Consider the following 13,728-nt stretch of genomic DNA (forward strand, 5'->3'; position numbering starts at 1 on the left):
CTTGGTTTCTCAGGATTCGAGTTCTTCGTCGAGGATGGCAAAGAGTTCGCTCTCACTGGCGGCCGCGAGATCGTCGTCGAGGGCCAGGTCGGCCAGGACATCGTGCAGCCGGTGGGCCAGCTTCGCTCGTTCCTCGGCGCTCCAATCAGTTTGACGGACAAGGCTGTCCAGCTCACGGGCGAGATCTTCGAAGCGCGCCGACGGGTCGGCGTCTCCCGTGGGACCGGACAATCGGTCGTCGAGATGCGCGGCCAGCGCGCTGGGACTGGGGTAATCGAAGATCAGGGTGGGCGAAAGTGTAAGGCCGGTGGCGGTTTTGAGACGATTGCGCAGTTCGACGGCCGTCAGCGAGTCGAAACCCAGTTCCTGGAAGGCGCGCTGGGCGCCGATGTCGGCGGTTCCGGAGCGGCCCAGCACCGTCGCCGCATTGCTGCACACCACCTCGACGAGCTCGCGGTGACGCTGTTCGGAGGTGAGCCCGGAGAGCCGCGCGGCCAGGCCGGTCGTCGAAACCTCCGCCGCCGCAACCGCCCTGCGAATGGGGCGGCGGACCAGCTCACCGAGCAGAGCGGGCGCGTCGTCACTGAGTGCGGCGGTGTCCACCCGGGTGGCGACGACGACGGCGCTATCGGCCAGCAGGGCGCCGTCGAACAAATTCAGCGCCTGCCCCGTGGAGAGCGTCGCCAGGCCGACCCGGCTCATCCTGGCCTTGTCGCGGTCCCCCAGGTGTCGTGTCATCGCGCTGGCCTGTTCCCACAACCCCCACGCCACGGATGTGGCGGGCAATCCCAGTCCCCGACGGTGCTCGGCCAGCGCGTCGAGGAAACTGTTGGCCGCCGCATAGTTTCCCTGGCCGGCAGTACCCAGGATGCCGGCCATCGACGAGAACATCACGAACGCAGTTAGATCCAGGTCCCGGGTGAGTTCGTGCAGATGCCACGCTCCGTCGACCTTGGCCCGCAATACCGCATCCAGCCGCTCGGGAGTCAGCGTCGCGATCAACCCGTCATCGAGAACGCCGGCGGCGTGGATCACCGCACGCAGCGGGAACCGCTGCGGTATCTGCGACAGCAACCCGGCGACGGCGTCCCGGTCGGCCACATCTGCGGACGCCACCGACACCTGCGCGCCGGCCGCGCGCAACTCCGCCACCAACTCCGAGGTGTCCGGAGCTTGCGCACCGGAGCGGCTCACCAGCACGATGCTGGGTACCCGGTGGCGGGAAACGAGGTGGCGGGCCAGCGCCGCGCCCGCCATTCCGGTGCCACCGGTGATCAGCGCGGTGCCGGTGGCGAGCGGGTCGAGGGTCAGCACCACCTTGCCGGTGTGCCGAGCCTGACTGACGTACCGGTACGCCTGACGAACCCGCTGGACGTCAAAGGTTTTGAACGGCAGTGTGTTCAACAGCCCGGCGTCGAACAGTGCCATCACCCCGGCCAGCATCTCAGCGGTGAGGTCTGGCCCCGCCTCAATCAGATCGAATGCGCGATAAGCGATTCCGCGTTGCGCGATATCCTGGGGGTCACGAAGATCGGTCTTTCCCATCTCGATGAAACGTCCGCCCGGCGCCAGCAGTCGAAGCGAGGCGTCGACGAACTCCCCGGCGAGCGAGTTGAGCACCAGGTCGACACCGGCACCACCGGTGGCCACCCGGAACCTGTCCTCGAAATCCAGCGTCCGCGAATCACCGATGTGTTCATCGTCGAAACCCATGGCGCGCAACGTGTCCCACTTACCACGGCTCGCGGTGGCGAAGACCTCCAGACCCCAGTACCGGGCGAGTTGCACCGCGGCCATCCCCACCCCGCCGGTGCCCGCGTGGACCAGCACCCGCTCACCGGCCTTGGCCGCCCCCAGCACCGACAATCCGTACCACGCGGTCAGGAACACCACCGGCACTCCGGCGGCCTGCGGCATTGACCAGCCCGCCGGTACCGCCGCCACCAATCGCCGATCGACCACCGCTTCCGGGCCCACCACACCCAGTAAACCGAGCACCGCGTCACCGACGGCGACATCCCGCACACCGGGCCCGACCTCGGTGACCACGCCGGCGCCTTCGACCCCCAACTCGCCGCCGCCGGGATACATGCCCAACGCCACCAGCACGTCCCGGAAGTTCACCCCCACCGCCGCCACCGCGACCCGCACCTGCCCGGGGGCCAACTCCGCCCTGTCGAGCGGGCCCACCCCGACGTCGTCCAGCGTGCCGCCGCCACCGGTGACCAGTCGCCACTGCTGCTGCGGTGCGGGTAGTTCCAGCGCCGATGATTCGGCCGGCTTCAGGCGTGCCTGGTAAGCGACCCCCTGACGCACCACCAGTTGCGGCTCATCGCACCCGATCAGTTCGCCTGCGTCCAGCGAGCCGTCGGAGTCGAGCAGGATCACCCGTCCGGGGTGCTCTGCCTGAGCCGAACGCACCAGACCCCACACCGCCGCACCCGCCAGGTCCGAAACGTCTTCCCCGGCCAACCCGACGGCGCCGTGGGTTTGCACAACCAGAACGCCACGGTCGTCACCGGCCAGCCAGGACTGCAGCCGGCTCAGCGCCGCGTGGGTGGCCGAATACACCGACTCGGGTGGGCCTTCCTCGGACCGCGGCTGCCACACCGTCATCGGCGCCCCATCCGAGGCCGCGGGAGCGACGGGCGTCCACTGGATCTGGAACAAACCGGCATCGCCGCCTCCAGCCGCCGCAAGCGACCCGGCGACCAGCGGACGGAAGGTTAGTTCGCGCACCGTCAGCACCGGTAGGCCCCACGGATCGGCCAGGTCCAGGGCCACGGAGTCGGTGCCGACGGGGGTGATGCGGACACGCAGCCGAGTGGCACCGGAGGCGTGCAAAGACACCCCCTGCCAGGAGAACGGCAGCACCGTCGCGTCCTGCTCGCCGGCCACCCCCAGCGCATGCAGGGCCGCGTCCAGCAACGCCGGATGGATGCCGAACCCGGTGGTGGTGAGTCCGCCGGGCAGCGTGATTTCGGCGAAGATGTGGTCGGGCGACTGCCACATCGCCTGCAGGCCGTGGAAAGCCGGGCCGTACTGGTAGCCGCGGCGGGCCAATCGTGGGTAGGCATCCGCGAGATCGACGGCCACCGCGCCGACGGGCGGCCACCCGGACAAATCCGCCTGCGGGGCGGGCGGATTCGTCCCCAGGGTGCCGGTGGCGTGCTGCGTCCACTTTGGTCCCGATCCGAGGGAGTACACCGAGATCTCCCGGTTGCCCGCATCGTCGGCGGCCCCCACCACCGCTTGCACGCGCACACCACTCTGGGCGGGCAGCCTCAACGGTGTCGACAAGGTCAACTCCTGCAGCAGCGGGCAGCCGGCCTCCTCACCGGCGCGCAGGGCCAGCTCCACCAGGCCCGCGCCGGGGAATAGCACGGTGCCGGTCACCGCGTGATCGGCCAACCACGGCTGGGCCGACACGGACAACTGCCCCGTCAACACCAGCCCGCCGGAGTCGGGCCGTTCGACGACAGCACCCAGCAGGTCGTGCGCGGCGCCCACCAGCCCGGCGCGGCGCACATCGTGATCGCCCGACTCGGTCAGCCAGAAGCGGCGCCGCACGAAACCATACGTGGGCAACGCGACCCGGCGCGCACCCTCGAACACCGGCGTCCAGTCCACCCCCACGCCCGCTACCTGAGCCTGCGCCGCCGACCGCCAGAATCGTTGTAGCGCTCCGTCGTTGCGGCCCAACGACGGGACGATCACGGACTGCTCCGGACCCAGTGTCTCCTCGATGCCGGCGATCAATACCGGGTGTGGACTCGATTCGATGAAGACCTGGCAGCCGGCGGCCGCAGCAGCACGCACGGCAGCTTCGAATTGGACTGTCTGCCGCAGACTCTGGTACCAGTAGTCGGCGTCCAACGCGGCGGTGTCCAGCAGCGCGCCGGTCACGGTCGAGTAGAACGCCACCGGCGACGAGCGGGGTGCGATGTCTTTGAGTGCGGCGGCGAGGTCGTCGCGGATGGCGTCGACGTGGAAGGAGTGCGACGCGTAGTCGACGTCGATACGCCGTGCTCGGATGCCCTGCACATCACATCGGCTCACCAGTTCGGCGACGGCGTTCACCTCGCCTGACACGACGATCGACGAAACCCCGTTGACCGCAGCGATATTCAACCGGCCCGCCCAGGGCACCAGCAATTGCTCGACGTCGTCGAGACCGAGAGCCAGCGAAGCCATGCCACCGGCGCCGGACAACTGTCTCAGCAACCGGCTGCGCAGCGCCACCACCGTGGCGGCATCCTCCAGGGAGAGCGCGCCGGCCACGTAGGCGGCCGCGATCTCGCCCTGCGAGTGGCCGATCACCGCGTCCGGGGCGACACCGAGGGACCGCCACAATTCGGCGAGCGACACCATGAGCGCCCACAGCGCCGGTTGCACCACGTCGACCCGGTCCAGCGGGGGTGCGCCCGGCGCGGAGCGGATCACGTCGATGAGCGACCAGTCCACGTGCTCCCGCAGGGCCTTCTCGCAGCGCTGCAGCTGGTCAGCGAATACCGCTGAGCTGTCCAGCAATTCGAGCCCCATGCCAGCCCACTGCGAACCCTGGCCCGGGAAGACGAACACCGTTTTGCCCACCGGCCGGGCTCGCCCGACGGTGACGCCGGGACCTGCGTCCCCGGCCGCCAGACCGGTGAGTCCGTCGATGAACTCGGCGGGGTCGGTGCCGAGCACCACCGCGCGGTGGTCGAACAGGGAGCGCGTGCTGATCAGAGACCAGCCGACGTCCACCGGCCGCACCCCGCTGGTTGTTACGTGCGCCGACAGTCGGCGGGCCTGGTTGGCCAGTGCCTCGGGAGAGCGTGCCGACAGCACCCACGGCACCACGCGGCTCTTCGGCTCGGGTGTATCCCCGGGCGTGTCGATGAGGACCGGCTGTTCCAGGATCACATGCGCGTTGGTCCCACTGATCCCGAACGACGACACCGCGGCCCGGCGCGGCCGTCCGCGCTCCGGCCAGGGCCGCTGTTCAGTCAACAACGACACCGCGCCGGCCGACCAATCCACATGCGGCGTCGGCACATCGACATGCAGCGTCTGCGGCAGTACCGCATGCTGCATCGCCAGTGTCATCTTCATGACACCCGCGACGCCGGCCGCCGCCGACGTGTGACCCATGTTCGACTTGATCGACCCCAGCCACAGCGGCTCCTCGCGATCCTGGCCGTAGGTCGCCAAAATAGCCTGCGCCTCAATGGGATCCCCGAGCGTGGTACCCGTTCCGTGGCCCTCGACGACGTCCACGTCCGCCGTGCTGAGGCGGGCGCCGGCCAGTGCGGCGCGAATCACCCGCTGCTGGGACGGACCGTTCGGCGTGGCAAGGCCGTTGGAGGCGCCATCCTGATTGACCGCCGAGCCACGCACCACGGCCAGCACCGGATGACCCAACCGGCGAGCATCGGCCAACCGCTCGACGACGAGAGCGCCGGCGCCCTCGGAGAACGCGGTCCCGTCGGCGGCGCCGGCATACGCCTTGCACCGACCGTCGGCGGAAAGCGCGCGCTGCCGGCTGAATTCGATGAACATGGCCGGGGTGGCCATCACCGTCACGCCGCCCACCAGCGCCAGGTCGCACTCCCCCGACCGCAGCGACTGCACCGCCAGATGCAGCGCCACCAGCGACGACGAACACGCCGTATCCACCGAAACCGCAGGACCTTCCAGGCCGAGCACGTAGGCCACGCGGCCCGACGCCACACTGAGCGTTGAGCCACGCAACCCGTACCGCTCCAACTCACCGGGCACGCGGCCCTGACCGCCGTAGGAGCCGTGAAATATTCCGGCGAACACGCCCGTCGACGAACCGCGCAGGGTCAGCGGATCAATCCCACTGCGCTCCAACGCCTCCCACGAAACCTCGAGCAGCAACCGCTGCTGGGGATCCATCGCCAGCACCTCGCTGGGCGCGATCCCGAAGAACTGCGCGTCGAAGCCCGCGACATCGGTCAGGAAACCGCCCGAGCGGGTGTAGGACTTGCCGACGGCGTCCGGGTCGGGGTCGAACAACCCGGCCAGGTCCCAGCCCCGGTCACCGGGGAATTCGGTGACCACGTCGCGCCCGGCGGCCACCATCTCCCAGAGAGCCTCCGGGGTGTCCACCCCGCCCGGATAACGGCAGGCCATGCCCACCAATGCAATCGGCTCCGTGGCCCGGGTCAGGTAATCGCGGTTCTCGCGCTTGAGCCGCTCGTTTTCCTTGAGGGATCTGCGAAGGGCGGCAATGAGCTCGTCTTGAGTGCTCACGGCATTCAGTGCCAGCGCAACAGGACCAGCTCGGAACAGAAGCCGGGCCCCATCGCGATCATCAGTCCGGGGCTGCCACTGGGCGGTGGCTTGGCGAGGGTGTCACGCAGCACGTGCAGCACCGACGCCGACGACAGGTTGCCGATCTCGCCCAGGGAGCGCCAGGTGAGTTCCAAAGCCTCCGCCGGCAGGTTGAGGGTCTCGGTGATCGCCTCGATGATCTTGGGCCCGCCGGGATGAGTCACCCATGCGCCGATGTCCGCGGTGGTCAGGCCGTGCTCGGCCAGGAAACCGGTGACGTCGGTGCGCAGATACTGTTCGACCACGGCCGCCACATCCTTGGACAGGACGAGCTCGAAGCCACCGGCTCCGACATCGAATCCCATGGTGCGCAACGAATCTGGATAGAGGTGGCCGCGCGAATCGATGACGCTCGGCCCGCCGGCGCCCACCTCGGCGGCGCGCCGCTCTCCCACCGCGACAACCGCGCCGGCACCGTCGGCGAACAGTGCGCTGCCCACCAGGCCGGCCACCGACGGCTTGTAGCCGGGGAAGGTGAGGGAACACAGCTCGACCGAAACCAGGGCCGCGATGCCGTCCGGGGCACCCCGCAGATAGTCGTGTAGCCGGGCCACCCCGGCCGCCCCCGCCACGCAACCCAGTCCGAACAGGGGCACCCGTCGCACGTCGGGGCGCAGCCCCACCCGCCCGGCAATCCGGGCGTCCAGCGACGGCACCGCCAGACCGGTGACCGTAGTGGTGATGAGCACGTCGAGGTCTTCGGGACGCAGTCCGGCCTCGTCGAGCGCACCCATCAGCGCCTCGACGCCCAGGTCCACCGCCTTGTCGATGAAGATGTCGTTCGCCGCACCGAAGTCGTTCAACCGCGGGTACTGCTCCAGGGGCATGACCAGGTGGCGACTGTTGACCTTCCCGTTTGCATGCAGCTGCCGGACGATGTCCTCGTATTCCTCGAACTCGGGAATGCTGACGAACATGTCGGTGAGTTCCTGCTGCGAATAGCGGTAGGGCGGCAGGGCACCGAAGACACCTGCGATGACACTCATTGGTCCCACCCCTTTTGCACGAACATCGAGGCCGCATCGTTCAGTCGAAAGTTCAACGGAAGCGCGTAGAGCAGGAAGTTTAGTCGCGGCCAAGCTGCCCGGCAAAAAGAGCGGCGCGCCGCTCAGCCACGCAGCTGCTGCCGCAGGCGGCCCGCAACCTCGGTGACGGCGAGCAGTTGATCGGCGACCCGGACCGGTGCGGTACCCCCTCGCGCGTCACGCGAGGACACCGATCCTTCGATGGTGAGCACGTCGCGGACGCTGGGGGTGAGCTCGGGGCTGATGGCGGCCAGCTCGTCATCGGTCAATTCCTGCAGCCCGACACCGCGTTGCTCGGCGGCCTTCACCGCGGCGCCGGCGGCCTCATGCGCCGACCGGAATGCCACGCCCTGGCGTACCAGCCATTCGGCGATGTCGGTGGCCAGGGTGTAGCCGGCCGGCGCCAGCGCCGCCATCCGGTCCACATGGAACGTCAGGCTGCCGACGAGCCCGGCCATCGCCGGCAGCACCAGCTCCAGCTGGGCCACCGAGTCGAACACCGGCTCCTTGTCTTCCTGCAGGTCACGGTTATAGGCAAGGGGCTGGGCCTTCAGCGTCGCCAGCAGCCCGGTCAGGTTGCCGATCAGCCGCCCGGACTTGCCGCGGGCCAGTTCGGCGATGTCGGGGTTCTTCTTCTGGGGCATGATCGAGCTGCCGGTGGACCAGGAGTCGTGCAGAGTCACGTAGCCGAACTCGGTCGAACTCCAGAGGATGATGTCCTCGGCCAGCCGCGACAGGTCGACCGCGATCATGGCGAACACGAACGCCGCTTCGGCGGCGAAATCACGGGCCGCGGTGGCGTCCACGGAATTCTCCGCGGCGGCGGTGAAACCCAGTTCCGCGGCGATCGCGTCGGGATCCAGCCCCAGGGATGAGCCGGCCAGGGCGCCGGATCCGTACGGGGAGATGGCGGCACGCTTGTCGAAGTCGACGATGCGGTCCACGTCTCGCAGCAGCGGGTGCGCATGAGCCAGCAGATGGTGTGCCAGCAGGATCGGCTGGGCGGATTGCATGTGGGTTTTGCCCGGCATGATCGCGGTCGGATGGGTGCCGGCCTGTTCGGCGAGTGCCGCGACGACCTCGAGTACCCCGTCGGCGACCCGGCGCACCGCGTCGCGCAGCCACATCCGGAACAGGGTGGCCACCTGGTCGTTGCGGGAGCGCCCGGCGCGCAGCCGGCCCCCCAGGTCCGTCCCGACCCGGTCGATCAGGCCGCGTTCCAGGGCCGCGTGCACATCCTCGTCGGTGACGACAGGTCCGAAGCTGCCGTCGGCCACGTCCTCGGCGAGGCTGTCCAGGCCGGCCAGCAGGCCGTCGCGCTGGTCGTCGGTCAGCAGGCCCGCGTGGTAGAGCACCATCGCGTGCGCCCGGGATGCGGTGATGTCATAGGGCGCCAGCACCCAGTCGAAGTGGGTGGACTTGCTCAGCGCGGCGAGTGCTTCGGACGGCCCCCCGGCGAACCGGCCGCCCCACAGCGACCCCTCGTTGGTGCTCACGGGGTCACCTCTGCCTCGCGAGCAGGGGGCACCTCTGCCTCGCGAGCAGGGTGCACCTCTGCCTCGCGAGCAGACACAAACTCGCACTCTGAGCGGCTAAATCGTGCGAGTTTGTGTCTGCTCGCGGGAGGAAAGTCACCGCATGTCCCGGCGGGCGGACAGCTTCGACGACAACCCGTGCACGTAGACGAAGCCCTTGGCCATCGACTGGTCGAAGGTGTCGCCCTCGTCGTAGGTGGCCAGGTTGAAGTCGTAGAGCGACTCGGCGCTGCGGCGGCCGTTGACCGCGATGTGGCCGCCGTGCAGCACCAGCCTGATCTCGCCGGTGACGTGCTCCTGGGTGGTGGCCACGAAGCTCTCCAGAGCCACCTTCAGCGGCGAGTACCACAGGCCGTCGTACACCAGCTCGGCCCAGCGCTGATCGGTGTGCCGCTTGAACCGGCCGAGCTCGCGTTCCAGCGTCACGTGTTCGAGCTCGGCGTGCGCGGTGATCAGCACCATCGCGCCCGGGGCCTCGTAGATTTCGCGGCTCTTGATGCCCACCAGCCGGTCCTCGACGACGTCGAGGCGCCCGACGCCCTGGGCCCCGGCCCGGCGGTTGAGCTCCTCGATGGCCTGCAACACGGTCACCCGTCTGCCGTCGATGGTGACCGGTGTGCCCTGCTCGAAGCCGATGATCACCTCGTCGGGGGTGTTCCAGTTGACGGTCGGGTCTTCGGTGTAGGAGTAGACGTCCTTGGTGGGGGCGTTCCACAGGTGCTCGAGGAAGCCGGTCTCGACGGCACGGCCCCAGAGGTTCTGGTCGATGGAGAACGGCGAGCGCTTGGTGACGTTGATCGGGATGGCGTTCTCTTCGGCGAAGGCGATCGCTTTCTCCCGCGTCCACGCGTAGTCACGGACCGGTGCCAGCACCTCGAGATCAGGTGCGAGCGAGGCGAAGCCGACTTCGAAACGGACCTGGTCGTTGCCTTTGCCGGTGCAGCCGTGCGCGACGATGCTGCCGCCGTGTTCGCGTGCGGCGGCCACCAGATGCTTGGCGATCAGTGGCCGGCTGATGGCCGACACCAGCGGGTAGCGGTCCATGTACAGCGCGTTGTTGAGGATGGTCGGCAGGCAGTAGCCCTCGGCGAACTCGTCGCGGGCGTCGACGACGACCGCTTCCACGGCGCCGCAGTCCATTGCCCGCTGGCGCACCACCTCCATGTCCTCGCCGCCCTGGCCGAGGTCGATCGCCACCGCAACGACCTCGCGGCCGGTCTCCTTGCCTATCCAGCTGATGGCCACCGAGGTGTCCAGGCCGCCGGAATACGCCAGGATGACGCGCTCTGACATGAACAGTTCTCCTTTTGCTTGTGCAAAGTCTGCAGCAGTGTATTTGAGATCTACTTAAGTTCTTCCAGCGCAGAAGCCAATTCGGCGCCGGTCATCGGTTCGCGGGCCACCACGAACACCGTGTCGTCACCGGCGATCGTGCCGACGACGTACGGTAACGCCGCGCGGTCGATCGCGCTGGCCAGATAATGGGCCCCGCCGGGCGGGGTGCGCAGCACCGCCAGGTTCGCGCTGGCATCGGTGGAAACCAGCAGCTCACCGAGCAGCCGGGAGAGCCGTCCGGTGCCGCCGGCGACGCCGCGGACGGGACTGCCGTCTTCGGGCACGACGTAGACGCCGACGCCGCCGTCGGCGCCGCGCAGTTTGATCGCGCCGAGTTCCTCCAGGTCGCGTGACAGGGTGGCCTGGGTGACGTCGATGCCTTCGGCGGCCAGCCGGGCGGCCAGTTCGCTCTGGCTGCGCACCTCGGCTGTGGACAGGATCGCGACGATGCGGGCCTGCCGGCCGGCGCGGTTGGCGCTGACCTCGGGCGCCGCTTTGGCCGTCATCGCGAGCGCTCCAGCAGCCACACCAGCAGCGCCTTCTGGGCGTGCAGGCGGTTCTCGGCCTCGTCCCACACCGCACTGGCCGGGCCGTCGATCACCTCGTCGGTGATCTCGTCACCGCGATGCGCCGGAAGGCAATGCAGCACAAGGGCATCGGGGTTGGCCAGGGTGAGCAGGCGCTGGTTGACCTGGAACGGCCGGAACGGCTTGACACGGTCCAGGCCGTCGTCCTCCTGGCCCATCGACACCCAGGTGTCGGTGACCAGGACGTCGGCGCCGGCCGCGCCCGCGTCGGCGTCAGCGGTCACCGTCACCGCGCCCCCGGTCTCCTCACCGCGGGCGCGGGCCGCCGCCACCACGTCCGGGTCGGGTGTGAAACCTTCGGGTGCAGCGACGGTGACGTGCATGCCGGCGGTCACTCCGCCCAGCATCAGGGAGTGGGCCATGTTGTTGGCGCCGTCACCGAGGTAGGTCATCTTCAGGCCGTGCAGTGAGCCTTTGCGTTCCGCGATGGTCTGCAGGTCGGCCAGGACCTGGCAGGGATGGAACTCGTCGGAGAGCGCGTTGACGACGGGCACCGACGCGGTGGAGGCCATGGCCTGCAGCCGTTCCTGCCCGAAGGTGCGCCACACGATGGCGTCGACGAAGCGGGACAACACCCGTGCGGTGTCTTCCAGAGTCTCATCGCGCCCCAGTTGGGTGTTGCGCCCGTCGACCACCACGGCATGCCCGCCGAGCTGGGCGATACCCATCTCGAAGGAGAACCTGGTGCGGGTGGAGTTCTTGTCGAAGATGACCGCGACACCGCGCGGCCCCTCCAGGGGACGACGGCTGTACGGGTCTTTCTTCAATGTGGCGGCCAGTTCGAGGACCTCGGCCTGTTCGCGCGGCGTGAGGTCGTCGTCGCGCAGGAAGTGCCTAACCATGTGCGGCTCCGGCTGTGTCGAGGATGCCTGGAAGGGCGGCGACGAACCCGTCCAATTGAGATTCCGTGATGATCAGGGGTGGCGCCAGCCGAATGACGGTGGGGGCGGCCGCATTGACCAGGTAGCCGGCGTCGCGGGCCGCCGCTTCCGCGTCCTTGGCGTGTGGGGCGGTCAGCACGATGCCCTGCAGCAGGCCTCTGCCCCGTACGTGGTCGATCAGTGGATGACCCAGCGATTCGATACCGTGGCGCAGCGCTTTGCCTTTGGTGTCGGCGCTGCGCACCAGGTCCTCGTCTTCCAGCACCTGCAGGACGGCCAGGGCCGCGGCGGTGCACACGGGGTTGCCGCCGAAGGTGCTGCCGTGCAGGCCAGGAGTCAGTAGGTCGGCGGCGCGCCCGATCGCGATGCATGCCCCGATCGGCAGCCCACCGCCCAGACCCTTGGCCAGAGTGATCACATCCGGGGTGATGCCGTCGTGCAGGTGTGCATAGAACGCGCCGGTGCGCCCCACCCCGGTCTGCACTTCGTCGAGCACCAGCAGCGCCTGGTGACGGGCGGTGATCTCGCGAGCGGCCGCCAGGTAACCCTCGGGCGGCACGACGACACCGCTCTCCCCCATGATCGGCTCGAGGAATACCGCGGCGGTGTGGTCGTCGACCGCGGCGCTCAGTGCGTCGGCATCGCCGTAGGGGACGTGGGTGACGTAACCCGGTAGCGGCTCGAACGGCGCCTGTTTACTGGGCTGGCCGGTCAGGGCCAGCGAGCCCATCGTCCGGCCGTGAAAAGCGTCTTGTGCCGCAACTATTTTCGTGCGACCGGTCAGCCGGGTCAGCTTGAACGCGACCTCGTTGGCCTCGGTTCCGGAGTTGCAGAAGAACACCCGGGCTTGAGCTTCCGCCCCGAGGTGGGCCACCAGCCGCTCGGCCAGCGCGATCCCCGGTTCGGTGGCATACAAGTTGGAGGTGTGGCCGAGTGTGGACAGCTGCCGGGTGACCGCCTCGATGATGGCGGGATGCCGGTGGCCGAGCACGTTGACCGCGATACCGCCGAGCAGGTCGACATAGGCCCTGCCGTCCACGTCGGTGACGACGGCTCCGTCGCCGCTGGCCAGCGCCATGGCCGGAGTGCCGTAGTTGTTCATCATCACGGCCTGCCAGCGTTGCTGCACCGTCTGCGTCGCGGTCATGCGGAGACCACCTTGGTGCCGGTGCCGGCATCAGTGAAAAGCTCGACCAGTACGCAGTGTTCGACTCGACCGTCGATGACGTGCGCGCTGGGCACGCCGGCGGTGACCGCCCGCAGGCATGCCTCGACTTTGGGAATCATGCCCGCCTCCAGGCTCGGGAGCAATTGCGCCAGTGTGGCCGTATCGATTTGGCTGACCAGTGACGTGCGGTCGGGCCAGCTCGTGTACAGACCCTCGACATCGGTGAGCATCAACAGCTTTTCGGCGCCCAGCGCCTCGGCCAGTGCCGCCGCCGCGGTGTCCGCGTTGATGTTGTGCACCACTCCCTCGGCATCCGGGGCCAGCGTTGAAACCACTGGAATACGTTTGGCCGCAATGAGATCCATTACCGCTGCGGTGTTGACCAGGTCCACGTCTCCGACCAGGCCGATGTCGGTGTCCACGCCGTCGACGGTGACACTGCGCCGCACGGCGGTGAACAGTTGCGCGTCCTCGCCGGTGATCCCCACCGCGTACGGGCCGTGCACATTGATGAGGTTGACCAGTTCGCGACCGACCTGACCGAACAACACCATCCGCGCCACGTCGAGTACTTCCGGTGTGGTGACCCGGAATCCACCCTTGAAATCGCCCTCGATGCCGAGGCGGCGCAGCATGGCGGTGATCTGTGGGCCGCCGCCGTGCACGACCACGGGGTGTACCCCGCAGTTGCGCAGGAACGCCATGTCGGCGGCGAACGCCCGGCGCAGCGACTCATCGGTCATCGCGTTGCCGCCGTATTTGATGACGACGATTTTGCCGTTCAACTGCTTGAGCCAGGGCAGCGCCTCGGCGAGCACCTGCGCCTTGATCTGCGTGGGCAGGTCGTCGATGTTCATG

8 protein-coding genes are annotated in these 13,728 nt (G+C 68.6%); all 8 read right to left on the minus strand.

All coding sequences use genetic code 11. From position 1 onward, the window contains the following. Positions 1 to 9: 9 nt before the first annotated feature. A complete protein-coding gene (locus tag ACNQS7_RS04720; RefSeq protein ID WP_418011643.1) occupies positions 10 to 6,258 on the minus strand; it encodes an SDR family NAD(P)-dependent oxidoreductase in 6,249 nt (2,082 codons plus the stop codon). A gap of 5 nt (positions 6,259 to 6,263) precedes the next feature. Next, entirely contained in the window at positions 6,264 to 7,325 is a 1,062-nt protein-coding gene (locus ACNQS7_RS04725; protein ID WP_418011644.1) for a type III polyketide synthase, read from the minus strand. Positions 7,326 to 7,447: 122 nt separating this feature from the next. Next, the gene (gene argH / locus ACNQS7_RS04730; RefSeq protein WP_418011645.1) at positions 7,448 to 8,860 is read right to left on the minus strand and encodes an argininosuccinate lyase; all 1,413 of its coding nucleotides are present in this window, start codon (positions 8,858 to 8,860) and stop codon (positions 7,448 to 7,450) included. 135 nt (positions 8,861 to 8,995) lie between these two features. Next, a complete protein-coding gene (locus tag ACNQS7_RS04735; RefSeq protein ID WP_418011646.1) occupies positions 8,996 to 10,192 on the minus strand; it encodes an argininosuccinate synthase in 1,197 nt (398 codons plus the stop codon). 50 nt (positions 10,193 to 10,242) lie between these two features. Next, positions 10,243 to 10,740, minus strand: coding sequence for an arginine repressor (locus ACNQS7_RS04740; RefSeq protein ID WP_418011647.1), 498 nt, complete (start codon positions 10,738 to 10,740; stop codon positions 10,243 to 10,245). Continuing rightward, positions 10,737 to 11,663, minus strand: coding sequence for an ornithine carbamoyltransferase (argF, locus tag ACNQS7_RS04745; protein ID WP_418011648.1), 927 nt, complete (start codon positions 11,661 to 11,663; stop codon positions 10,737 to 10,739). The genes ACNQS7_RS04740 and argF overlap by 4 nt, the downstream gene beginning before the upstream one ends. After that, positions 11,656 to 12,849: an acetylornithine transaminase gene (locus ACNQS7_RS04750; protein WP_418011649.1), complete on the minus strand. Its 1,194-nt coding sequence runs from the start codon at positions 12,847 to 12,849 to the stop codon at positions 11,656 to 11,658. The genes argF and ACNQS7_RS04750 overlap by 8 nt, the downstream gene beginning before the upstream one ends. Next, positions 12,846 to 13,727, minus strand: a complete 882-nt coding sequence (argB, locus tag ACNQS7_RS04755; RefSeq protein WP_418015880.1) for an acetylglutamate kinase — start codon at positions 13,725 to 13,727, stop codon at positions 12,846 to 12,848. The genes ACNQS7_RS04750 and argB overlap by 4 nt, the downstream gene beginning before the upstream one ends. Between the last annotated feature and the right edge of the window lies 1 nt (position 13,728).

This window comes from Mycobacterium sp. 23 (assembly GCF_048287075.1).
GTDB lineage: Bacteria > Actinomycetota > Actinomycetes > Mycobacteriales > Mycobacteriaceae > Mycobacterium > Mycobacterium gordonae_B.